9 protein-coding genes are annotated in these 25,798 nt (G+C 60.3%); 7 read left to right on the top strand and 2 right to left on the bottom strand.

The genetic code is table 11. The annotated features are described in order from the left end of the window. Window positions 1–11: 11 nt before the first annotated feature. Both ACCAA_RS15810 and ACCAA_RS15815 read right to left on the bottom strand, forming a co-directional pair. Window positions 12–1,748, bottom strand: coding sequence for a type I secretion system permease/ATPase (locus tag ACCAA_RS15810; RefSeq protein ID WP_186408213.1), 1,737 nt, complete (start codon window positions 1,746–1,748; stop codon window positions 12–14). Between the two features lie 69 nt (window positions 1,749–1,817). Beyond that, window positions 1,818–2,441, bottom strand: a complete 624-nt coding sequence (locus tag ACCAA_RS15815) for a hypothetical protein (protein ID WP_186408214.1) — start codon at window positions 2,439–2,441, stop codon at window positions 1,818–1,820. Between the two features lie 400 nt (window positions 2,442–2,841). On the opposite strand from ACCAA_RS15815, the gene ACCAA_RS22535 reads away from it, so the two are divergent. The 7 genes from ACCAA_RS22535 (at window position 2,842) to ACCAA_RS15850 (ending at window position 25,543) form a co-directional block, all read left to right on the top strand. After that, complete coding sequence (locus ACCAA_RS22535) at window positions 2,842–4,155, top strand: hypothetical protein (RefSeq protein WP_186408215.1); 1,314 nt, start codon at window positions 2,842–2,844, stop codon at window positions 4,153–4,155. Window positions 4,156–4,295: 140 nt separating this feature from the next. Further along, window positions 4,296–5,561: a FecR family protein gene (locus ACCAA_RS15825; protein ID WP_186408216.1), complete on the top strand. Its 1,266-nt coding sequence runs from the start codon at window positions 4,296–4,298 to the stop codon at window positions 5,559–5,561. Between the two features lie 18 nt (window positions 5,562–5,579). Further along, window positions 5,580–7,577 (top strand): CHASE2 domain-containing protein, encoded by a 1,998-nt coding sequence (locus ACCAA_RS15830; RefSeq protein WP_186408217.1) that lies wholly within the window; start codon window positions 5,580–5,582, stop codon window positions 7,575–7,577. Between the two features lie 92 nt (window positions 7,578–7,669). Continuing rightward, on the top strand, window positions 7,670–9,031 hold the full coding sequence (locus tag ACCAA_RS15835; RefSeq protein ID WP_186408218.1) for a tetratricopeptide repeat protein: 1,362 nt from the start codon (window positions 7,670–7,672) through the stop codon (window positions 9,029–9,031). Window positions 9,032–9,368: 337 nt separating this feature from the next. Further along, window positions 9,369–14,273: a beta strand repeat-containing protein gene (locus tag ACCAA_RS15840; RefSeq protein ID WP_186408219.1), complete on the top strand. Its 4,905-nt coding sequence runs from the start codon at window positions 9,369–9,371 to the stop codon at window positions 14,271–14,273. A gap of 95 nt (window positions 14,274–14,368) precedes the next feature. After that, window positions 14,369–15,172: a hypothetical protein gene (locus tag ACCAA_RS15845; RefSeq protein WP_186408220.1), complete on the top strand. Its 804-nt coding sequence runs from the start codon at window positions 14,369–14,371 to the stop codon at window positions 15,170–15,172. Window positions 15,173–15,268: 96 nt separating this feature from the next. After that, entirely contained in the window at window positions 15,269–25,543 is a 10,275-nt protein-coding gene (locus ACCAA_RS15850) for a hypothetical protein (protein WP_186408221.1), read from the top strand. The last annotated feature ends 255 nt before the right edge of the window (window positions 25,544–25,798 follow it).

Genomic DNA, 25,798 nt, shown 5'->3' on the forward strand with positions numbered 1-25,798 from the left:
GGCCGTAGGAATCAAACGACGGGAGCGGCAGCGAGGCCGCTCTGGGCGGTGGCGGCTTGGGCCGCCGCCTTGTTGAGAGCCGCCAGCACCTCGTCGCGAGGCCCGGCTATCTGTACCTGTCCTTCGCGTAATACCAGCATCAGGTCCGCAGCAGCGAGGACGCTGATGCGATGGGTGATGACGATCAGCGTGCTGCCTTGTGCCCTGAGCGCCAGCAATGTGTTCACCAGCGCCACTTCTCCGGCCTCGTCGAGGCTCGAATTCGGTTCATCTAGAACGATGAATTCTGGTCTGCCATAGAGCGCGCGCGCCAGCCCCACCCGTTGACGCTGGCCGCCGGAGAGAAAGCAACCGTCATCGCCGATGAGCGATTCGTACCCTTCAGGCAGCGCGATGATCGCGTCGTGCACGCCGACCGCACGCGCAGCCGCTTCCACCTTCGCGCTGTCCACCTCGCCGAAACGGGCGATGTTCTCGGCGAGCGAGCCATCGAAGAGTTCGATGTCCTGCGGCAGATAACCGATATGAGGCCCCAGTTCCGCCTTGTTCCAGGGGTAGATGTCCACGCCATCGAGTCGCACCTTGCCACTAGCGGAAGGCCAGATACCCACCAGCAGGCGCGCCAGCGTCGACTTTCCCGAAGCCGAAGGGCCGACGATGGCCATAATGCATCCAGCAGGCACAGCGAAGGAAACCCCGCGCAGGATCGCAACCGGGCTACCCGGGGCTGAGGCGATCAACGCTTCAACAGAGAGATTGCCCTTCGGCGGTGGCAGGGGCATGCCTTCCTGACGTTCGGGCAGCCCCTGCAAGAGCTTGTCGAGCCGGTGATAGGCGTCGCGCGCATTGACGACGTTCTTCCAGAGGCTGACCACCTGGACCAATGGCGCCAGTACCCGCGGTCCGAGCACCCAGGCGACGATCATCATGCCACTGCCGCCAGCCAGTTCTCCCTTCAATGACAGCCAGGCGCCCGTGCCGAGGAGGGCTGCCGAGAGGGTGGTCTGCAGCATCTTGGAGAGCGAGGCATTGCCGCCCGCATGATCCGACGCTTCTGCCTGCAGGCGCAGGAAGTTGTGCTGCTTTTTCATCCAGCGCTGATGAATGCTGCGCAGCATTCCCATGGCCTCGATCACCTGTGCATTGCGCAGACTGCCGTTGGCATAGTTCTGGGCGGCGATGGCTTCTCTTTGCGCGGCCACCAGAGGCGGCTGGGTGTTCTTTTCGGTGAGATAGGTGAGAAAGATCTGAATCACGGCGGCGAGCACCGAAATCCAGCCCAGCAGCGGATTTATCAGATAGATCAGAATGAGAAACAGCAGCGAAACCGGCGCGTCCATCAGGGCCATCAGGGCTGGCGTTGCCAGAAAGTCCCGGATGGTGCGCAAGTCGTTTAGCCCCTGGCTGGTGCCGCCGGGAATGCGCCGCAGGTTGGCTTCGAAAATCGCGTTGAAGACCCGCTCGCGGAGTTTCCGATCCAGAGCCAGGCCGGCTTGATGCATCACTCCAGCGCGTGCCCACTCCAGCAACTCCATGATTATATAGAACCACAGCACGAGCAGGGTCAGCATGAGCAAGGTGTACGAACTGCGACTGTTGATGACTCGGTCGTACACCTCGAGCATGTAGCCGGTCGGCGCCAGAATCAGCAGGGTGCAAAAGACGCTGAACAAAGCGGCCTTCATGAAGAAGGGTTTCAGCTCGCGGATGGCTTCCCGGAGTTCCGAGCGGGTTTCAGCAGGATTCATCACGACTCTCGCAGAATGTCAAAAAAGGCCAGATGGCCTGTCCTTCAGCAGGTGGATCGAAGAAAAGGCTCACGACAGGCCGGCTGGGGCTACTTCCGGATCGGCTGAGTGCACCAGTACATATTCCGGCATCTCGGCGGCAAGATCTGCCGGCCTTTCCTCATCTTCCTCCGCCATCACCAGGCAGAAGGAAAGCTGATAGCCCTGCGGCGTGCGTGCGAGGACGATCTCCCGCAACCTCTCCTGATGGAAACGCAATTCATCCTCAGCCTTCAGTGACAACTGGAAACGCATACGTCCGTCGAGGGTGTACATCGAGAGCAGGCCATCCTTGAGGCTGAGCGTATGCCGGTCAAAATAGACCGGGGCGCTGGGCAGAAACTGCAGGAGAGGCAAGGGACGTTCCGGATAGCGCGCGACGTTGAACGGGCTATCGGGGTGTTGTAGGACGACCCGACAGGTGCGAGAAACCGAATAAATGGCATTGCAGACCATCTGCGATCCGATCTGAGGAAAGCGCTGACGCAGGTCATGGTAGGCGATGTGGTGCAGCGTTACCCGGTTCCAGCATCGGGTCTGCTGCACCAAGGGTGCCAGGGCATTGCATACTTCCGCGAAAGCCAACTGCAGTGCCTCTAGGCGCGCAGTCTGCTCGGGCGAGGTGTTCAGAAGAAGATGCAGCGGCGAGTTCATATAGGAAATTATAACACTCTCTCCTATATGAAAAGGCAGGCATCAGTGAAAAGAAGCGATGGCCACGAAACCCCCTTTACTTGCTCCAGTTCATCTACTAAAACAAGACAAGCATGAGGGCCTCACGCTGAAGTCGCCTCTTGCCGGTAAACGAGCGTGGACAGAGGGGTGGCTCCGCTTGCATCTCGTGGCCGGGCGGTAGTGGGAATTTCCCGGCAATCGCTCTGAAATTTTGACCGGGCCAGAGGATTCCAGACAGTCCATTGTGATGTCCTACACGGATCATCCCAACAGTTCGTTCGTCAGCGGGTGGACCGAGGTCAACGTCGAACCGGACTTGACGCAGGCCGGGCTAGAGTACATGCCAAAAGCGTAAGCACGCATTGTAAGGAGCAGTCAAATGGCAACCTTGAGCTTTACAACCACCAACTGGGCGCCCTGGTTTGCGACCCCCAATCAACTTGCTGGTCAGCTTTCCGAATCTGTGGTGAGGACAGTCCACTTGATCGATGAATTGGACGTCGTTTCCGAGACTCTGACGCTCACCAGCTACCATGCCGAATTCGACAACGGAGGAGTCGTCGACATCAGCGGCTCCGGGTTGGACACCGATCGACAGGTCATCGTTGGCATCACTTACTCGGATCCCTCCGGGAATTCAGTGTTTCTGGCCGGCAACTTGACGGTCGATATTAACGATGGGAGCGCCTCTGGCGCTATGTCCGACTTCCACTTCAGGTTTACTGGCCTGGAAATGGCGGCAGCAGGAAGCTTTAGCCTTGATCCTAATGGACATGGTTCTGGCAGTTTTAGTCAAGTGACGTACAAGCAATCCGGCTGGACATTGCAGGTTGGAGGCAACGTGACCTATAGCGGATCGCAGGCCAATGGGACCCTGAGCTACCTCACTGGGACATCGCCGCAGGGCGATTCTTTTTCGATAAGCGATTCGGCCAAACTCACGGCCCCCATCCTCAACGGCATTGCGAGCACGGGCAAGGGGATGGGATTCTTTCTCTCGGAGAGCTTCCTCGATGGCAATGACACCATGACTGGAGGTGAGCGCAATGATCAGTTCAGTGGCTATGCAGGCGACGATGTCCTGCGGGGGGGCGGTGGTAACGACACACTGGCCGGCGGTGCCGGTAACGACACGCTCGATGGCGGCAGCGGCATCGACAGCGCGGTGTTCAGCGGCAGGTTTGCCCGGTACACGCGGACCACTACCGGCGGCTCGCAGACCGTCCTGGATAATGCCGGCACCGACGGCCGCGATACCCTGTTCAACGTCGAGCGGCTCAAGTTTGCCGACGAGAGCATTGCTCTCGATGTCGCCGACGGCGATGCTGGCACGACGGCCAAGATATTGGGTGTGGTCTTCGGGCCGCCTTCCCTGGCCAACAAGACTTTCGTCGGCATTGGCCTTGCCCTGCTCGACGGGGGCATGAGCTACCCGGATTTGATGATGGCAGCGCTGACAGCGAAGCTGGGCGGTCATTTTTCCAACGCGGCGGAGGTGGACCTACTGTATGAGAACCTTTTCGGACATGGCCCGACCTCGGCCGAAGCGACGTTCTGGTCCAAAGCCATCGATGCCGGCCAGTTCTCCCAGGCTTCCCTGGCCATCGCCGCCGCCGAACTCGGCATCAACGCCAGCAACATCGACCTGGTAGGCTTGACGCAAGCCGGTCTGGAGTACCTGCCACAAAGCTGAGCACCTCGTCGTCGGGCTACCGCCGTGCCCCTGGTTCCCAGCGCACGCAGCGCCAGTCAAGGCCTTGTGATTGTGCGCACATCGCACCCACTGGCCAATGACGTATCCTTGCGGCTATTGAATCTCAAAGGATCGCCACGGTGAACAGGCTGCTTTGCCGAAGCTTGCGCTGGGTGGTGGTGATGTGGGCACTGCTGATATCGGCAGTGTGCGCGGCCGCCTCGGTCGGCGAAGTGACCCTCAGCATCGGCACCAGCCAGATTGAGCGCGAAGGCAAGGGCCAGCCGGTCGTAAAGGGATGCGACATTGCCGCCGGCGATGTTATCCGCACCACCGCTAACGGCCATGTGCACATTCGCTTCGTCGATGGCGCGCGGGTCAGCGTGCGGCCGGATTCGGTGCTGCACGTCGTCGAATACCGCTACGACCCGGCCGATCCCGCCGAATCCCTGATCAAGTTCCACCTCGAAGCGGGAACGGTTCGTGGCATCTCCGGGCTGGCGGCACAAGTGGCCCGCGACAAGTTCCGCCTGAACACGCCGCTGGTGGCCATTGGCGTCAAGGGAACCGACTTCGTCACCCAGGCCACCGCGAATAGCGCCATCGTCCTGGTAAACCAGGGCGCCATCGTTCTCGCGCCGCTCGACAGCGCCTGCCGTGCCGAAGGTTTTGGTCCCTGCGGCACCTCCCGTTCGCGGGAACTCGCGAGCAGCATGAACGGCATGAACGGCATGGCCCTGGTCTATCGCCAGGCAGCGTCGGAGCCGGTGTTCCAGCCAGTCAATTCGCTGAAAGGGACGGACAAGGTCACCCCGATCCTGCAGCAGGAGCGTGTCGGTAGCGCCACTACGGCGACCGCCGTGGCGGACAGTCGCAACCCGGGAGCGGTGATGGATGTGTTGGCGCCCCGCAGCACTCTGGTCTGGGGCCGCTGGGCTACCAACGCCGTGCCGGGTGACGATTTGACCACCTCCTTCATGGAGGCGCTGAGCGGCAACAAGGTCACCGTCGGCGATGGCTACTACTTCCTGTTCCGCAACGAGAATGCTCCCAATTTCCTCAGTACCGCAAGCGGCGTGACGAATTTCCGTCTGCAGAGCGGCGCAGCCTCTTACCGCGACCCGTCCAACACGCTGGTGGCGGCGAGCATAAATGGCGGCTCGCTGAGCATCGATTTCGGCCGCCGCACCTTCACCACCCAGCTCGCTGTCACGGCGCCGAGTATTGGTACGCAGGGGGTGGCGGCTTCGGGAACGATCGACCCCAGTACCGGAATCTTCCTCAGCACGACCACTGGTGCGCGGGTAGCCGGCGCCGTGTCCCTGGATACCAGCCAGGCCGGTTATTTCTTCAGCAAACCCGTGGGGAATGGCGTCTTGACGGGCGCCACCCTCTGGGGCCGCTGAGAGCATCGCATCGCGTCCATGACGGTCCATTTCAGACAATTGTTCCGGCGATTCGGGATCAAGGTGGCGGTATTGACCAACGGCCTGCTGCTGAGACCGGCGCTTTTACGCCTGTGCGCCCTGCTTGCCGCCACGGCGCTGACGCTGGTGGCGAGCGGCCTGTGGGGACCACAACTGTCTCAACTGGACGAACTTTCCGCCAGTCTATCCTGGCGCATGGCTGACCCGGAGGCGACAGAGCGCCGTGTCGTGGTCGTCGATATCGATGAAAAAAGCATCCAGGCGATCGGTACCTGGCCATGGCCACGCGCCCGCCAGGCCGAGTTGCTGGAAAAGCTGGATCAGGCAGGCGTCGGCCTGAAAATCCTCGACATCGTGTTCGAAGGACCCAACCAGGACGATGCGCGCCTGTCGCGCGCGCTGGCCAGTCCGGCGCCCGCCGTCCTGGCCCAGTTGTTCTCCCTGTCGCCTGAGCTGCCAGTGCATAGCGGCCGGCTGGCCGGGGCACTGCCTTTCGCCGCCTGCCCATCGGCGACCGAGCTGGCTTACGGTTACATGGCCGCCGACGCTGGCCTTGCCCCGGCTTTCGCCGGCCATATCACCCCGTGGGTGGACCCCGACGGCGCGATCCGTCAGGTGCCGGCGCTGATCTGCCATGACGGCAAGACCTACGCTTCGCTGGTCATTGCTGGCGTCATGGCGGCGAGCGGCGCCGAGCCGCGGCTGCGTCCCGGCGCATCGCTGCTCGATCCGCCCTGGTGGCTTGACCTGGACGGCCTGCGTCTGCCACTGGACCGTGCCGGTTACCTGCGCGTGTCTTACCAGATGCCGCGCGCTGGCTTCGTCTCCATCTCCGCTGCCGACGTGCTGCAGGGGCGGGCCCCCACCGATCTGCTCCAGGGCGCCTGGGTGCTGGTCGGCGCCACCGCCTTCGGCGCCCGCGACGCGGTCCCTACCCCGCAGGGGCGCGCCGTCAGTGGCGTCGAAGTGCACGCCCAGTTGCTCTCCGCCATGCTCGACGAGCGCACCCCTTACGCGCCGCAGGGCGCTCCCCTGTGGCCCTGGCTGGCTGGCGGCCTCAGCGCGCTCCTCTTGCTTGTCGTTTTGCGCCTGGCGCCGCGCGGCCCGGCGATCGTCCTTCCCGCCGTTGCCGCTGCGAATGTCCTGGCACTTTTTGCGCTCAGCACCTTTTTGCTGCTCGACCAGCATCTGTGGCTGGGCTGGGTCAATGCAGGCCTGTTCACAGGGTTTGCCGCCACCTTCCTCGGCGCGGGCGAATTCGCCCGTGTCCGCCGCGAACGCGAGCGGCTCTACCGCCACCTCGCCAGCTACCTGCCCGAACCGGTGGCGCGCGAAGTGGCCATTCAGGAGCCCTGTGCCCAAGTGCGCGCGACGCGCCGCGAAGCCACCGTACTCTACGCCGACCTGCGCAACTTCTCCGCCTACTGCGCCGGCCGTCCGCCGGAGGAAACCGCGATGGTGCTGCACCTCTTCTTCACCACTGCCAGCCGTATCGTAGAGGAGTATGGCGGAGTGGTCGAACAGATGGTCGGGGACAGCGTGCTGGCGGTCTGGAACGGATCAGCACCCTGCGCTGACCATGGCGCCCATGCGCTTGATGCCGCGGCTGCGCTGTGGCAGGCGTGCGCGCCGCAGTTGCCGCGCATTGCCTCACGCCAGGTGCCGCCGCTCGATCTCGGCATCGGAGTCGAAACCGGCAGCGTCCTTATCGGATCTTTCGGGCCGCTTGCCAGGCGTACGCACGCCGTGCTGGGCGAGGCGGTGACCGTCGCGACCCGTCTGCAGGCGCTCACCGGCGAACTGGCCCAGCCGATCCTGATCGGCGCGGCCGTGGCGGCAGTCTGTGCCGAGCGGGGCCGCACCCATTGCATAGGCAATTTCCTGCTGACCGGACTGACGGCGCCGCGCATGGTGTATGCGCTGCCTGTAAAATACGCTCCTGGCCATCTGCGCCTCGTCTTCGAGATGGAAGCCGAGCAGCGGGCTGCCGGATGAGCCCGGAAATCGCGGGTAGCCCATAACGCATTCCCCGGGCGACGCTTTCGCCTGAAGTCATCGACGATGAAACCCGCATCGACGCGGCCAGCATGTTGACTTTTTTCCGCCACTTCCCTGGACGGGCCCTGCTGTGCGTGATCGCCCTGTGGGCCTCTTCTGCCGGACCGGCATCCGCGGCTGAGCCCTCCGCCGACGCACCCTGTCCCCCGTCCTTTCGCCCCCAGCCACCAACGGACGCGGCCCTGCGCGAGGCCGAAGTCGCTCGCCTCGCCACCCTGACCGAGGCCTGCCACGACCGGGCCGACTATTTTGCCTATCAGGGGATGCTGCTGCTGACCCTCGGTCGCCTCCAGGAAGCGGCGCTCGCGCTGGAGAAAGCCGTGCTCCTCGATCCCGACCTGGCCGGTGCTCAGCTCGATTACGCGCAGGCGCTGGCTCAACTGGGCGAACTCGATTCCGCCCGTAGCCTGGCTGGTGAGGTGGCGAAGCGCCCCGATATCCCGATTGCGCTGCAGGCCTGGCTTTACGACAGCCTCGGCGCCTGGCAGGAAGACGGCTGGCGCCTGGAATGGTCGATTGCGCTGTTGGGGGGCGGCGAATCGAATCTCAACAGCGCACCGGGAATCCAGTTCCTGACGCTGACCCTGCCCGGCGGCAGTGTCCCGGTGGAACTGGCCGCCAGTGAGCAACGCCGTTCGGGCGGCGCGCTGCGTACGGCGCTGATCGGCGCCGCCGCTCGCTCCCTGGGCAGCGGACTCGTCGTCATCAGCGGCGAAATGACCAATCGCAGCAGCCCGAGCGAGGCCGACACGAACCAGAGGATAGTCAATGGCAACGCCGCCTACGTTCATCCCGCCTTGGGGGGGCAGATGGGCGTCCGGGTGGACCAGACCCGGCTGTGGCTGGGCGGCGAGGTGACTTACCACAGCAGCGGCTGGAGCCTGCTCTTCGAGCTGCCCCGCCAGCTTTCCCCGGTAGGCTGCGCCATTACCCTGGGCTATGGCGCCGAAAACCGCGAGTTCCCCCGTTCCACGCTCCAGGACGGCCGTTATTCCGGCCCCCAGGCCTGGCTGGCGTGCCGCCACGAAGACTGGCAACTCTACCTCGGCGCGCAGAACGGCGAAGACCGCGCAAGCGACGCCGCCCGCCTGGGGGGCGACCAGCGGCGCACGGACCTCACCCTCGGCGTCGGCCACCGCCTCGGTCAGGATACCGTTTTTGTATCGGCCCAGCGGGGCAGGGCCGTCGACCAACTGCCCTACAGTGCCCTGCTGGGCGGTCAGGCACGCCAAATAGATCGCCTTTCGGGTCGCGTTGCCTACGAATTTCCCTATACGAATCAGTTGTCTATCGTCGGTTACCTTGAAAGCACATCACAAAAAAGCAACATCGATCTGTTCAACATGGATAATAAGGCGATATACTTCGGCGTCAGGTTTCGCGGCCGATAATACGGTCTGTGGTCGGTGGCAGCACATCCACTGAGAAGGTGTGGCAAAAGCGAAATCCGGTTCTGGAAATTCGGTCCTTGAAGTTCAGTCTGCAAAGTCATTTCGTTGTGACTGGAATCACAAAGGACCACCTCGGCGGTGCGCTAGGATGCGCTCGTCCGGTTGATTGGCAGCGAAAGGTTTCACCGCCCGGACCTTTGGCGTCGCTAAGGGCACAGCAACAAAAACAGGCGGGACACTCGCCAGGGCACTCCGCTTCGGAATGTCGTGGCGAGTGTTCCCGAAACGAGGCCTCGGCTTTGTGCGCAATGTTATCCACCTTGAAAGGAATTTCTAAATGGCAACTATTTCAACCAATAACGTCGTCATCGCCCGCTGGGCTGGCGCGATGTACAACGTGGCTCTTGATTACAAGACCGACCAGGAGGTGCTGGCGGCCGTCGCTGGTGGGGGTACGGAAAATTTCTTCAACACGATCTACGCCCGCGACTTCGGCAATCAGTCGAACAGCGCCGTCGCCGCCATGGTTACCAAGAACCTGGGCCTGACCGGCAACCTCGCGACGATTGCCGTGAATTTCATTACCGGTCAACTGAATGCCACGGTCGTTGCACGCGGTGCCGTCATCGCCGGCATCCTGAACGCGTACGCACAGATGACTACAGACCCCTCCTTCGGTCCGTCCGTCATCGCCTGGGAAACTGTGGTCGCCAACGCGGTGAATTACAGCACGAACGCCGCCAACACCCAGTTTGTGTCGTTACCCGACCTCCCGCCGGGCCCCAACCCTGGGGCCTTCACGCTTACCAACGGAACTGACGTCGCTACGGCCAATTTCTTTACTTCGGGTCTGGTCTACAACCCGGCGGGCACCGACCGCATCAACGCACTGCAGAGCGAAGATACGCTGACGGGTACCGGCACCAACCCGACGCTGAATGCGACCTTGGGCAATCATAACGACAACGGCGCTGCCTCCATCACGCCGACGCTGAAAAACATCGAAACAGTCAGTCTGGCGATCACCGGCAATACCAACACACTCGACGTGCGTTTCGCCGACAGCCTGAAGACGCTGTCGATCAACAAGTTGACGGCCGAAGCAGGCAACGCAGTGGCCATCAACAACATCGGCCAGCCAGCGGCCAACCTGACGGTCAAGGACAGTGCCTTGGTGGGCAACACTGTCGCGTTCAACTATATCGACGGCGTGCTTGCTGGCACGACGGCTGCCGGCACTGGCGAAACCGGCAACCTGACGGTTTCCAACGTCAACATGAACGTGCTCCACGTGGGTAACGTCCCTAACACGCAGGGTTTCGAAACGCTGAACCTCAACGTCGCCAACACCAACCAGATCAGCAGTCTCGAAGCCATTGACCTCGAAAGCCTGAAAGTAACCGGTTCGGGTGCCCTGTCCATCGTTAATACCTTGCAGCAGACCGACCGCGTGTTGTTGCTGGGTGACAGCATCAACATTGGCGATGGCCTCGGTATCCGCACCATCGACCTGTCGGGCTTCACCGGCACCTCCGATGCGATCGATATTTCGAGCGCTCTGGGCGGTCATGCTGATCCGGCCAACTCGGGCGTGAAATACTTTTCGACGACTACCGGTTCCGCAGGCGCTGATACCTTCTGGACGAACGTGTCGCTGGCTGCCGATTCTGCGGTGCTTAAGGACAAGGTCGACGGCGGCGCAGGTGCGGACACGCTCAAGATTGTTGACGCCAACGTCAAGCGTGCGAGTGAAGTGCCGGGCAAGACCGATACTACCAAGGCCATCGCGTCGGTGACCAATGTCGAAAACCTCAATCTCCAGCTCCAGAGTGTGGCCGCCCAGACGGTAAACCTTGCTGCCTTCGACGCAGCACTGGTTGCCGTGGCCTTGCGCAACGAACAGAAAACTGGATCTGTTGCTTCAGTGGACGGCGCCTTCACCCTGCGCGAAGTGGGTGCCACCCTTGGCAACGGCGGCATCAGCCTGCTGCACGCTTCGGGTGCTGGCGCCACCGGCCAAGGCACTCCGACTGGTGCTGTCGACACCGTCAATATTCGCCTGGCCGATGCTAGCGGCACCAAGGACTCTGTCGCGCTGACCGTCAAGACCGACCTGAACACCTCCAGCACCTACAACTACGCGATCGGTCTGGAAGCTGAAAGGAACGCTGCAAACGCCTACACCGGCTTCGTCGAGAATCTAACCCTCAACGACAACGACAACGAAACCAACACCGTCACCTCGATCAGCGGCAACGACTCCAAGGGCAACATGACGGCGCTCGGTCTCACCGGTACGGTGACCCTGACCGGGGGCTCGGCTGGCAAAGGCTACACGGTAAAAACGGCGCTGTCCGCTACCACCGTCGATGCCGCAACCCAGCTCAGCAATCTAACCCTGCGCGTTGGCCAGCCGCTGGACAAAGACAACTACGGCACCACCGTGCTTGCTCAGACTGTCAAGCTGGGTGCTGGCAATGATCTCCTGACCTTTGACGGCCCCAACTTCCTCAACGCTATCGATACGGTCACTGGTGGGGACGGTACCGATACCGTTCGCGCCTGGTACTCCAAGGATGGCGGTGCACCGACCCTGACCGCCGTCGAGAAATTTCAGTTGATGGCCACCGCCGCCACCACGATCGACCTGGCCAAGTCCACCGGCATCACAGAACTGGCCCTGCTCTCCGACCAGGCGGTTGAAACCGAGCAGCACGGCGTTGTCGGCAAGCCGACCATCTTCACGACGGCTCCGGCGCCTCTCGGCACCATGACGACCTCAGTGGTCACGCTGCAGAACTCTAACCTGTCTTCGGTCAACTTTTTTGGTGATACGATCAGCAACGCTGCCGGGGAATCGACCCGGACCGTTCAGAACTTCAACGGTCTGACGCTGGCGAACAACGCAAAGCAAGATTTGACGGTCAACATCAACGCATCGCTCGACCCGGGTAGTGCAGCAAACCCGAACAAGGGTGTAAGCGCCTATAACCTGGGGCAGTTGACCGCTCACGGCACGACAGCGATCACCATCAACGTCGCGAATGAGAAGGTTGACACCACTACCACGGCCAAGGATGCCACGACGACGATCGCCAATATCTTCGCCAAGGACGCCACGTCACTGAAACTGGTTGCTCCTGAAGGTAACGTCGATGTCGGTACGGTCACTGGCAATGCCCTCAACAACAGCCTGACGACCTTCGACGCATCTGGGGTGGGCGGCAACGTGAAAGCCACGGTGATCGCGCTGGGTGACAATGCTGTGGTGAAGCTCTCCGCTGCCGGTAACGATATCTTCTCGGCAAGCGGTTCTTCGGGCAAACTGATCAACATCGACGGTGGCAACGGTAACAACACCATCACCGGCTCCGGTCAGAGCGACATCATCACCACCGGTTCGGGCAACGACGAAATCGCTGGCGGCCGCGGTGACAACGTGATCAAGTCCGGTGCCGGCAACGACTTTGTCACCGGCAGCGACGGCAACAACACCTTCGATATCGGTTCGGGTACCTATGAGCGCGTGCGAGTGAACATTGGGACTGCGAACGACGCGACCAAGGCCACCAACGTGATCGCGGGCACTGGCACCGTCGCCGAGACGGTTATCGACCTGAACGGGGATGGCGCTGCCGAACTCAATTCGATGTTCGCCGTGGGTAGGGATTCTGATCTAACGCTGAGCTTCACCGGTGTAACGCTGAACGCTTCTTCCAGCACCTTGAACGGTCGTCTGGTCGATACGGGAGCAACCTTGGTCACCAACGGGGTCAATGTGGCCGGAGGCTTCACCGTGACGGGTGGCAATACCTACACGGTGACCGACGCGAACTCACACTTCGTGTATGCCAGCGGTGGCGCCGGTGCCGGGTTCACGACTTTCGTCGGTGGCGTTGCTTCCGACGCCGTGTTCGGCCTGCAAAACATTGCCTACAACTTCCAGACGGGTGCCGGCAACGACTCCATCGTGATCGGCAGCGCCGTCGCAACGGCAGGCTCAATCACCGCTGGGACCGGTACCGACAAAATTGCGATGACTGCAGGTAACGCTGCTGCCATCACGATTAACTTCAACGCCGGAGACAGTTCGGCGGCGGATGGCGGTGTTGACGCCGACTCACTGGTTTATGGGGCTACCCCCGCTGGGGTGCCCAACCAAGGCCTTGGCAACGATATCATCCACCTCAACTCCGCTGCCATCACCCTCGGTGCTAATACAAAGCCGGCGGGTGTGGGTACGGCTCAGATCAGCGCACAGGGCGTTGCTACCTTCGACGTTGCTGACACCACGCTCGCACAGCACATTTCAGCGGTTGCCAGCGCCCTTGGCGCCGGCGCAGCGGGTGGCTCGGTGGTCTGGGCCGAGCCTGACACCAATGGTGGTCAGGCGCACTCGTACCTGTACATCACCGACGGCTTCGCCGGTGCTAGCAGTACCGACCTCCTGGTCGAGTTGGTGGGTGTCCCGGTTACTGGCGGTATCACGGTGTCGGGCGGCAACATCACGGCTATCGGCGGTGCTCCGGCTCCGATCACCCCGACCTTCTCAGTGGCTGGCCCAGCGGCGGTCACAGAAGGCTCTAATGCCACGTACATCGTGACCTTGAGCGCGGCGCAAGCGACGTCTACGAACGTGACTTACACCTTGGCCGGTACGGGCGGCGCGGTGCTGGGTACCGATACCGGCACACCAACGCCCGCCACCCCGCTGGTCTTTGCTGCGGGCGAGACCACCAAGACGGTCGTTGTGCCGATTACCGCCGACGCTCTGCCGGAAACCGGTGAAGGGATCAGCGTGACTCTGTCGGCCCCCAGTGCGGGTACTGCATTGGGTACGTCCGTCGCGAACACAGCGATCAATGATCCTGGGGCTTTCAACATTGTCGATCTGGGCAACACGCCAGTCACGGCGACGGCAGCGGCCGAGGCCTTCGTGTATGACTTCCAGGTGATCGGCGGTCGTGCGGTCAAGGCGGGCGACGGCGAAGTCACGATCACCGGTTTCGATGTCACGCAGGACAAGCTGGTTTTCCACAACGTCAGTGGGGCACCGCTCATGACGGAAGCGCAGTTCATGGCCTTCCCTGGTGTGGTAATCGCCGAAAATCCCTTCGCGTTGCCGGCACCGGGTAACACGAGCATCTACTTCGATCCGCTCGCGGCAGTTCTGGGTGGTGTGACGCTGGTCGGCGTTCTGGATGCCAACCTGACGAACATCGTCGCGGAGACTTCGGTTTAGAGTTAACGGCTGTTGGCGCTAGAGCACGGCCCTCATGTGCTCTAGCGCCATTTTGATTGTCCATTAGTAGTTTGGTACAACAGGAGTCAAGCACCATGGCTACCATTGCGGGTTCCAGCTCTGACGATTTCATTCTTCCAACTGCCGATGGGGCTGATTACCGCGGCGGTCAGGGAAATGACACCTATATCCTTTCCGCCTTGATCCCGGCGAACGCCATTATCGCCATTACCGATACCGAAGGCGCCAACAAGATTCAGTTGGCCGATGGCCTCACCATCGCCTCAAGCCTCTTCATGGCCAACGCCGTGCAACTCACTTTGTCCAACGGCGCCGTAATTCAACTCTTGGGCGCTGCCAAGTTCGACTTCGATATCGGTGCCAACGCCAGCGCGGGTGACGTCGCGGTCACGCCCGACCAGACCTACGCGCAATTCGCTGCCGAGCTGGGTGTCCCCACTTTGCCGACCGGCAACGGAACCGCCGTTGGTACGCCGAATTACCACGTGCCGGTTTCCATTGCTGGCGCCCCCTTTGTCACCGTTGATCTGGGCAATACGCCAGTCACGGCGACGGCAGCGCACGAAGCTTTCGTCTACGACTTCCAGATGGTTGGCGGTCGGGCCACCAAGGCGGGCGACGGCGAAGTCACCATTACCGGCTTCGATGTCGCGACTGATAAGCTGGTGTTCAATGACGTCGGTTCGGGCTTGGTCTTGACGGAAGCGCAGTTCAAGGACTTGCCTGGGGTGGTAATCACCGAAAATCCTTTCGCGCTTCCGGCGCCGGGTAGCACAAGTATCTACCTCGACCCGGTCGGGGCTGTCGTGGGTGGTGTGACCTTGGTTGGCATAAAAGATGCGGCCTTGGCAACCATCGTCGTGGAGACCACGGCTTGAGTTTTCATGTTGTTGGCGTTACCATGCTGGGGGCCTAGAGTGCTCGCAGCATCATTTTGATGGTCCATTAATTTTTAGTCTAACAGGAGAATTACCATGGCTACTATTGCCGGCTCAAGCGCCAACGACTTCATGATTCCAACCGTCAACAACGGCGATTATCGCGGCCTCCAGGGGGATGACACCTATATCATTACGTCGCTGATCCCGGCGAATGCCGTTGTTACCATTACCGACACGGAAGGCGCCAACAAGATTCAGTTGGCCGATGGTCTGATCGTCGCTTCCAGCATCTTCACCGCCAATGCCGTGCAACTGACCTTGTCCAACGGCGCCGTGGTCCAGATCCTCAACGCGTCCGCCTACACCTTCGACATCGGCGCCAACGCCAGTACGGGCGACGTCGCGACTGCACCCAACCTGACCTATGCCCAATTCGCCGCCGAGCTGGGCGTCCCCACTTTGCCCACCGGCAGCGGAACCGCCACGGGTACGCCAAATTTCGTGGTGCCGACTGAGGGGCACGTCACGGACCTTTTCACGCTCAAGGAAGCCCTGGTCGACGTCGCGCACCCGGCTAGCACCCATTCGGTACTCTACTGGGGCTACGACCCGCACCCGCACAATGAAACTAGCGGTGTAGACAATCAGGGCGGCGGGAACACCAATAATCTGACCAACGAAGGTCCTGAAGATGGTGGCGTTCCGGCGAGTGAAATGCTTGATTTTCTGAGCGGCGTTGCGGGTACTGATCTAACAGCAATCCTGGATGCTCTGCAAGAGGGCTCGGATAGCGGCGCGACGATTAAAATTACGGATTCGAAAATTGAGGTTATCAACGCAAGTGGCGGTATCGCTGCCTCAGCCGAAGTGGTGCTCAGCGAGCAGTACTTCAAAATGCTGCACGATGCCCTGTTTGATGCAGAAGGCAATTCCCGCCTATTCATGAAAGAAGTCACCTACCCGGCCGGCACGTATAAAGAACTGCAACCCATTGTTCTGACCACCGCCAGCAATAACGGTGGCACTGTGGAAACCGGTGTGGTCACCGGTTCGGGCAACGACCTGATCGTTGCCGGCCGCCTGGAGCTGCTGCAGGGCGCCTACATCGACGGTGGCGGAGGTTACAACACGCTGCAAGTTGACGCCAAGGGCACCTACGCCCAGCCCAAGCTGCTGAAGAACATCCAGGAGATCCAGGTTCAGAACCTGCCGAATGTCTATACCGTTACGGGCAACAGTAGCCTCCTCGTCGATGGATACCTGGGCAACTCGGCCTATCCGCATCTGGGCGACCTCACCGACTCGGGTTCCGGTGCCCTCTACAATAGCGTTCTCGATCTGAGTCGTGCGACCGATATCCACAAGCTGGTGGTGACGGAGGGTTGGGACACCGGGGTTAACCTGGGGTCCCTGACCGTCGTCGGTATTCGCAATGGCGCCGATTTGCGTCTCGAAGGGGGCTTCAGCAAACCTGTCAACCTGCACTACGGTCAAGGATTGACCGGTACGCTCAATGTCGAACTGGCGCTGGGTGATGTCACTGCCGACATCAACCTCCTGAACAACGCCTCGGTGCTCAATATCGATTCACAAGGTATTGAAAACCAAATGCACTCGTTCTTTGCCGGGGGCAGCATCAGCCGCATGAACGTCACCGGCGCCGGCATCTTTGCGGTCGATGAAAATCTGGCCGACAGCTTCAATGCCGGGCGTCCGGTGATCATCGATGCGTCTGCCAATACGGGTGGTTTGGATGTGACGTTGATGGACGGTACCGGCAATCCCAGTGGGGGCAGCGACCACGGTTTCTACAACGTCACGGTGCGTGGTACGCAAGCCGATGACGAAATCACTGTCACGAATATCGCGACGGCAACTCATAACGGTAAGGTCGTCATCACGGCGGGCAACGGTGACAACACAGTCGTCACCGACGGCAGCGACATCGTCAGCATCACCAGTGGTACCGGCGACGACTATATTTCGTCCACGAGCAGCGTGAAGGTCACCATCGACGCTGGCGATGGTGCGAACGTGGTCAATACCAACAGCAGCAAGATCGTGAATATCACGACGGGTGCCGGTAACGATACCATTACCGCTACCAATGGCAATAGCGTGACGATCGCCGCGGGCGATGGCAACAACGCCATTAACGCCGATCAGTCAGTCAGCAGCAGTTACTTCGGCACGGCCACGGTCAGCATCACGACTGGCGCTGGCAACGACACCATAAGCGCAGTGCGTGCCAATGCGGTCACCATCGATGCCGGTGCTGGTACCAACACCATCACCGTCAGCGCTTACGAAATCAACATCTCGACCGGCGACGGTACCGACAAGGTTTACCTTTCCGGTATGGATACGGAGTTCGATTTCGGGGACGAAAACAACCCTCCCAATCCCGCTGACGGCTCGAATAACACCCACTATGTGGACGACGATCATTTTGTCGACACTTATGCCCCCGGCGCCTTGCTGAAGGTGGCTCTGGGTGCGGGCAGCAACACCATCTACCTTGGGCGCGATATCACCGATTTGGATACCAATCCGGATGTGGATCTCCAGCTGGGCATTACCGCACTGGAAGGTTCCGCCATCACGGGTACCGGCATCAATCTGTTTGTGGAAAACAACAGCGACCTGACTGAAGCCGACCTCTCGGGCGCCACTATCACCGCTGTGGTCCTCAAGCAGGAACTGCGCATTACCGCCGACCAGTTCCACACCATCGGCGCTTCACCCTTCAGCGTCCTGCGTGATGAAGAAGGTGCCACCGAAGACCTGTACATCGTGGTCAGCCACGATGCAACGCTGAGCAGTCTGGTCGACCTTTCCCAGTTGAACACCAATGTTCGTCTGCACTTCGAACTGCACAACGACGCAGAGCTGACCCTGACCGCGGCTGAACTGCAGAAGTACGTGTCCTGGCACGGTATTGACAGCAGCGACGGTCTGAATGGCAAGGTCCGGATTCTCGACGCCGGCCTGAATTTCGATCCGTTCGACAACGGCGACGCCTATAAGGTGACCGATGGCGGTTCACTGACCGGCACGTTCCTCACCAGCGAAGATGTCACGATCATCCGTACGGTCAACGGTTACGAGCGTCCGAAGCCGAGCAGCTCGACCGACACGCTGACCATCGATTCCGATGTGACCCCGGTGGTTTCAGCCGCTATCGTCAGTGAAGTCGCCACGCTGAAAATTATCGGTGGTGCCGACATCACCTTCGATCACGCGGTTGATTTGGGCCGCGATGCGATCGATGCTACGCACCCGGCTTTGGCCGACGGTCGTGCGCCAGATTGGGCTGCCCCCGAAACCGACGCCTACACTATCGACTTCACCGGCCTGACCGGCGACCTCAATGCGCTCGTGCTCGCCAACTTCCAGGACGTGAAGCAGGTCAAGGGTAACGTCATCGCGGGCCGCGATGTCCGCATCGACGTTGAGTTGACCAATGGCAGCACGGTGGGATCTCCAGGCAATGCTAATGGCCTCAAATCCACCGGCGTGCAGACGTACGTCGTCACCGCCATCGGCGATGACAGTGTCGGCGAAGACGCGGCAGCAAGCAGCGCGACCTTCTACGTCTGCGATCTGACCAAAGGCTTGACCACACTGGGTCTGCGTGGCAACTACAACGACACCATCAACTTCTTGCAAGTCAATTGGGGCACCAACTTCCTGCTCGAAGGCGGTGGTACCGCCAAGGCTGACGGCAACCCAAGTTACTCCAACATCGGTAACCTGCATGCTGAGTACTTCTGGTCAGGTGTGGGTCCGCAGGCGAGTGCTACCGTCAACCTCGTCAACCTCGACACCGGGACCCTTCGTCCGCTCAATGTGGCCAGTATCGATATCGACAACGCTGACATCCTCGCGGTGACGGTGGCGGGTGCGAGCGACCTGGTGGTGCAAACCGTCGGCGGTAACTCCGTCAATAACCTGATCTTCACGGCAGCGGGCAAGGTGACGGTTCGTGGCGATCTGTTGAACGTGGACGTCGCCACGGGACTTCAGACCTTGGACGCATCCGCTGTTGCGGGTATCTTCACACTGCAACTGAGCAACCCAACGACGACCGATCTGAGCAAGACGGTAGTGACCGGCCTGGAAAAAGTCGTGTTTGATGCCAACAACGCAGCCTTGACACTGACCGTGGACCAGGCGCTCGCTGTGGGTGCCGCCAATGTGACGACCAGTTCGGGTGTGACAGGTTCTACCCTGAACTTCGAAAACCTGGGCAATCAAGCCATCGACATGACCGCCTTCGGCGCCAAGAACATCGGTACCGTTTCGATCGCTGACGACGTGGGCCTGGTAACGCTTGATTCGGCGACGGTGCTGGGCAATGCCCTGAACAACGCCGATTCACTGTTGATCAAAGCCTCATTGAACGACACCACGGTCGAGATGACGGTGGTTCAGTTCAACCAGTTGGCAGGCCCCGGCACCGTGACCTCCATCAACGGAACCGACAGCAGCACCGGCTTGCCCTTCAAGGCCAACTTGGTGGTAACGGGCCTGGCTGCTGGCACCAAGCTTGATTTCGGATCTGTCGATCAAAGCACAACTGACGGAACCCCGAACAGCAACGTCGCGGTGGTGGTTATTGCTGCGGATGTGGTTGCTAGCAGCGCCATGGAAATCAAGAATGGTATAGTCACGCTGGAAGTGACCGGCAATGTTGACCTGACCAAGGCGACTCTGGCGAATATCGCAGCCATCGACTTTGTCAAGTTGGCCGCAGGTTCCGTGTTGACCATGACCGCAGCCCAGGTCGCAGACATCGGATTTATTGACGCCAATGCCGACGGCATTGCCGACAACTGGTCTGGTCTGGCGGGCGCCAAGCTGAACATCACCGGAATCGAAAATGGCTTCAGCCTGGATCTGACGACGCTGGAGAAGGCCGGCATTGACATCGGCACCTTGACCCTGGCCGATAGCAATGGGGTGATCGAATTGGGTGCCGCTGCCAATCTGGCCAACGCAGACTCCATCGTCACCCCGACCAAGGACCTTAATGACCCGGTGGATGGCGTAGAGCCAACAACCCTGAAGCTGTCTGCTGCCCAGTTCAACGAACTTGCTGGCACCGGCACCATCACGGGCGACGGCAAGGTTTCCATCACCGGTCTGGCCAACAACAAGGATGCCAACGGCGACATTGTGATCGACACCAAGGATGTGGCGTTGATTGATGTCTCCGGGATCACTGCACCCAAGGGCACGGTGACACTCGGCGCAAACTCAGTCACGCTTGATCCCACTTCCAGCCTGGCTGGCTTCGAAATCAAGTTGGGCAATGGGCAGATGATCCGCTTCAGCACCGAGGCACAAGCCAGCGGTACGAAGATCACTGAAGTGACTCCGGGCTCTGACGTCACCGCCGTTGCCTGGCTGTTCAGCAGCGTTGGAGCGCCGATCAACACCAGCTTGTACAACGGCAGCATCAATCACCTGTACATCCTCAATACGCTTGTCAATGGGCAGGTTGAAGAATCGTTGTGGACCACGCTCGCTGGCAGCATTGTTGTCGAGAAGTTCAGTGAGGCACTGATCCCAGATGTCTTGACCGGCTTTAATCGCGTCAACACCTTCGAGGCTTTGACCAGCGTTTCTGCGGGTGTCAACTACGACAACCAGGCCACGTTGGAGGCCACCACGACGGTCACCATGAACCTGGAAGGCAATGTCACCATCGGTAATGTCACGGTGGGTGACACCAACGGTACCGACATCTTCCAGTCGCTGACGATCAACTCCTACGAAGATCGCTCTTCCCTGGACGCCCGAGGCCTCAGCAACAACAACTACGTGTTCCAACCCAACAAGATCGGCAATATCGGCCTGAACGCGGGTTCGGCTGACAATCTGGTCAATGTGACGGTAAACACCTATGCTGACGCTGACAATATTCTGCACGCTGGCGATCCTGTTTCGGGTTCTACCACGTCTGACGGTGGCTTCTATGATGTCGTCAATGTCAATGCGGGTGTCGCCGAGCGTGACGGTCTGGCGGTTGAACTGGGTACCCTTACCTTTGCCGCCACTGCAACGGTAGCGAACCCGACGACACCCGCAACGCTGACACTCACGGGTGCCAACAACATCACCATCGCTGGGGTCAACATCACGGATGCTGAAGTAAACATTCTTGATATCAATGCGGCCGATTTCTCTGGCGCTCTGGTGATCGGAGGGATTGTTCCGACGGGTGGTAGCGCCTCCAGCAACGCGCTGGGCAACTTCGACCAGATCTACGTGGTCGATGGCTACACCGCGCCCCCCGCAGCGTTTGGAGTCGTGGGAAATAATCTCCTCGTGGTCGCCGGTGGCAGCAATGATTTCACCCAGGCTACCTCCTTCGACGTCGACAAGGTTCACTTCACCGCTAACTCGACCCTGACCTTGACTGCCGCACAAGTGGCAGCCATCGGCACAGCGGACGGCCCTGATGCGGGCACCGCTGCTGACCAATGGTCTGCTCTGGCTGCCCTGAACGTGACGCTGAACATCACCGAGCTGGACGGCAGTTCGTCGGCCATGTTGCTCGACCAGGTTGCTGCCGCTGGCATCAACATCGGCACGGTCACGATCAAGGACACCAACGGTGTGGTCACCATCGATCCAGCGACGACCATGGGTGGTGCCGACAGCATCATCGTGCCGGCTGGCACGACGCTGGACCTGACCGCTGCTCAGTTCGACCAGCTCGACGGCACGGGTACCATTACCGGTCTGACGGCGACGGGAGAAGCCAAGGGTGCGGTCAACATCACCGACCTGCGTAACACTTTGGACAGCAATGATCTGGACACCGTTGCCGACGACTACACCTTCCTCGATGTCACAGGCATTACGGCCACGCAAGGCACGATCACCTTGGCCACAACGGGCCTGGGTGCGAACGACGTCTCGGTGGGTAACATCGCCGCGAACGTCCATTCCATCCTCGGTCAGTTCTCGATCACGCTGGACGACATCAACACTAACCCGGCTATAGACAACGAGCTGACGGGCCAGATCATACGCTTCAGCACCGCAGCGCAAGCCGAGCGTGCCATCATCGTGACTGGTGCAGATAACGATGCTGGCGGAGCTTGGACACCCGGCAGTCCCGAGTACTTCGAACGGGACACCAGCGTGGTTTGGTTGTTCAATACCATCACGGGTACGATCAGCGCCGGCAAGATCCAAACCAATGGCTATGACGGTGCTTTGGGTCGTGTCTGGGTCAACGATCAATTGGTCAATGGCCAGAACGTCGAGTCCATCTTCTCCAGCCCGAGCGCAATTCAGGCGAACCCGACTACCGGTATCATCAACCTGAATTCGACCACCATCATCCGTGTCGTGAATACGGCGGATCTGGCTACGCTGCTACCGGAAAACCAAAACGTAGCCCGCACGGTCGAAGTCGAGTCCTTCACCCAGTTGGCCGGCGGTCTGGTCTTCAACAATCCGGACAAGCTGGTGGGTGTGTCGGAGCTGACCCTGGATCTGGGTGGTCAAGTCAACGTGGGCGCCATCTCCATCGACGACATCGTGGCCACCCCCATCGCCAACAACAACGAGTTTGGTACCCTCACGATCAACTCCTTGCTCGCTGATGCGCCCGGCCATTACCTGCTGCCTGAAAACTGGCAGGCGGGCGTCAACCCGTTGCCGACTGGCCCCAACGTCCTGGGCAACATCTCCAGTGGCCCGACCCGTGACGAGTTGCCGCGTCTCACCATCAACGCCACCGGCGTGGGCCTGAACACCGGCACCGTCACTTTTACCGATAATGGCGGTCTGACCCCGCTGGATCCGACTGATGATGACCCGACGGCCGTGCTGAAGCTTACCGGAGACAAGAACGTGAACATCCAGGCGGTGATTACGACCGACACGGATATCACCGCCCTGACGGTTGATCTGACCGGTTACACGGGGGTCTTGACGGCGCCTGGCACCAGCCCGGCCCTGCAGATGAACAATACCCAGACGCTGATGTTCGTGAATGATGGCGGTGCGCCCGAGCACCCGCTTCGCGATCCTGATGGTGCTGGCCCCTTGCCGGATCCTGACGGCTCCGACGGCGTGGTCACTCTGGGCAACGCCACCAACGCCGGCGTCGCGGGTAACGAGTTGAGCTTCATCAACGCGTCTGGCTACGACGGTGATTTGAACCTCGGCGTCATCGCGCAGATCGATAGCACCAACGACACTGCGGATCTGAACGGTAACGGCGATCTGAACGATTTGGTGGGTGGTGTACAGGAAACCCGTGCCTTCACCTTCACCAGCGGCCAAGGCATCACCACTGCTACGCTGGCGACCGCGAATGGCCTGACTCCGACGTTGAACGCCGGTAGCGAATGGCAATTCGACTACACGGGCGCATTCGCGGGCAGCTTCTTGAAGCTGACGCCAACGGTCACGCTCACCGCAGGTTCGACTCTGCGTCTGATCAACGTGCCGCTGGTCATTGAAGGTGCTGTGAGTCTGTCACAGTTGGTGGATAACCCCTTGACACTGACCTACACCGAAGGTCTGTTCATCACGGGTGGCTCGATCGAAGTTTCGACGGGTGCCACCCTGACACTGACCTATGGGCAGGTGAAGGCACTCGACTTGGGAGGCACCAACATTGTGGGTGCCGGTACCCTCAAGATCGTGGGCGATGCGTCTGAGCCGGCGTCCGCATTCAGCTTGGGTGCCAACATCAAGACGGTTAATGTCGATATCTCCGCTTTGACGCTGATTGCCTCTCCGGCGGCAGGTTTTGACCTGAATGCCATGGTGGATATGACCAACCTGGCGGGTGCGACCGTTGCGGGTGTCCCGGGTCTTGCTCAGACCGTGATTGGGTCGGCCAATGCGGATGCTATTACCACAATCAGCCTCGGGAACGACGTCATCACCGGCGGTGCGGGTAACGACACCTTGAACGGGGGTGCCGGCAACAACACCTACAACGTCGATGCCGGCACCGATACCATCGTCGGTCTGAAGACCGGTGATGTGCTGGTCGTGTCTGCGGGGGCCACTGCCAACGCCGCTCTCGGTGTGGCGTCGTTCACGGCCGGCACCTTTGTCGCCACCGCGGCGACCGCCAACAACGGCACCGCGGTGCTCACCGATGCCGATGTCGACCTTGACAGCACGATTGACATGACGCTGGCAACTGGCGCCAATGGTTTCAAGCTCACCGGTGGTACCAGCAATACGGCAGGGTTTGATGTCCTGGTTGGCAGTAGCAAGGCTGACATCCTCAACGGTGGCAACACCGACCAGGCTGCAGGTTCCAACGACACCTTGACCGGCGGCTTGGGTGCCGACGTGTTCGAGTTCAACGTGGGTACCAGCACGCCGGTGGCCTTGGTTGACTCTACGACGACCCCGAACGTCGATCGTGAGCTGATTACGGCTACCGCAGCAGCCACCGCAAGTGGCAACCTGTCCATCGCTTACACCCTCAACGGGGTTGCAGCGGCTTCGCCCCTTGTGGTGTCGGTGGTGAACGGTGACACGGTGAACACCGTAGCTGCCAATATTGCTGCCGGATTTGCCGGGCTATCGGGTTTCAGCGGCCTCAGCATCACTGATACAGCGTCTGTCGCAGGTCCCAACGGTTCGGGCCTTGATATTAATTCGGTGGCTCCCGCCGCTACCGGTGTGACCACCACGCTGGCTAACGGTACAGATGTCGCTCAGGTCGATCGGGTTAATGTGGGTACTGCCGTTTTGGGCAATGTTACCGCCGGTGAGAAATACACCATTGGCATTACGTTGGCGGGGACGGCGACGCTTATTTCCGCTACCTACACTGCACTGGCTGGCGATGATGAGCAAGATGTCGCGATAGGGTTGTCTGGTCTGATTAACGGCGCTACCGCTACCGTTACAACAACGGCTTCGGCGAGTGGTAGTGGTGTGTGGGGTGTCAATATCACCGACGCTACTCCGGAAGATGGCGGTTTTACGATCGTCACGAGTTCAAAAGGTGGTTTCAACGGTTCCGGCGCTTCCAACATCGGCGCTACGGCTATTGGCACCGCGGATCTCATCACCGACTTCGTGTCGAACAGCGACAAGATTGACTTGAATCTGGTCGCTGGTACGGCGTCCAATTACGCTGAGGCCGCTGAAGTTGCGGACTACGCTACTGCGCTGGCAGCAGCAGGCACGGCGCTCAACGGTGTAGTCCAGTACTATCTGACCTCGATTCCGGACAACACCGCTACCGCCGCTGTCAACGATGCAACGGGTCTGTTGTTCTTCGACGCGAACTCCGATGGCGCCGTAGATGGTGTGGTTGTCATGACCGGTATCAGTTCAGCCAACTTTGCTTTCACCGACATCATCGCCTAAGCGAAGCTTGGATTGGCCGGCCTGACTAAAATCGGGCTAGCCAAGCAAATCTATACCCCCCGTCTCACAAGGACGGGGGGTTTTTCCTTGCGTCCTGAAGTCCTGAGCGGCAGGGAATACGGGTAGAGTAGAGGGCCAGGGCCTCGCCACTGGGATGACGTTGTTGTTTTTGTCATATAGACGAATGAGAAAACGGTTAACCTAGAATCCTCTGTTAACCCGATGCAAGGGCGATCCTTGGAAAAGCAAGCCAAA

Source organism: Candidatus Accumulibacter aalborgensis (assembly GCF_900089955.1).
Lineage (GTDB): Bacteria > Pseudomonadota > Gammaproteobacteria > Burkholderiales > Rhodocyclaceae > Accumulibacter > Accumulibacter aalborgensis.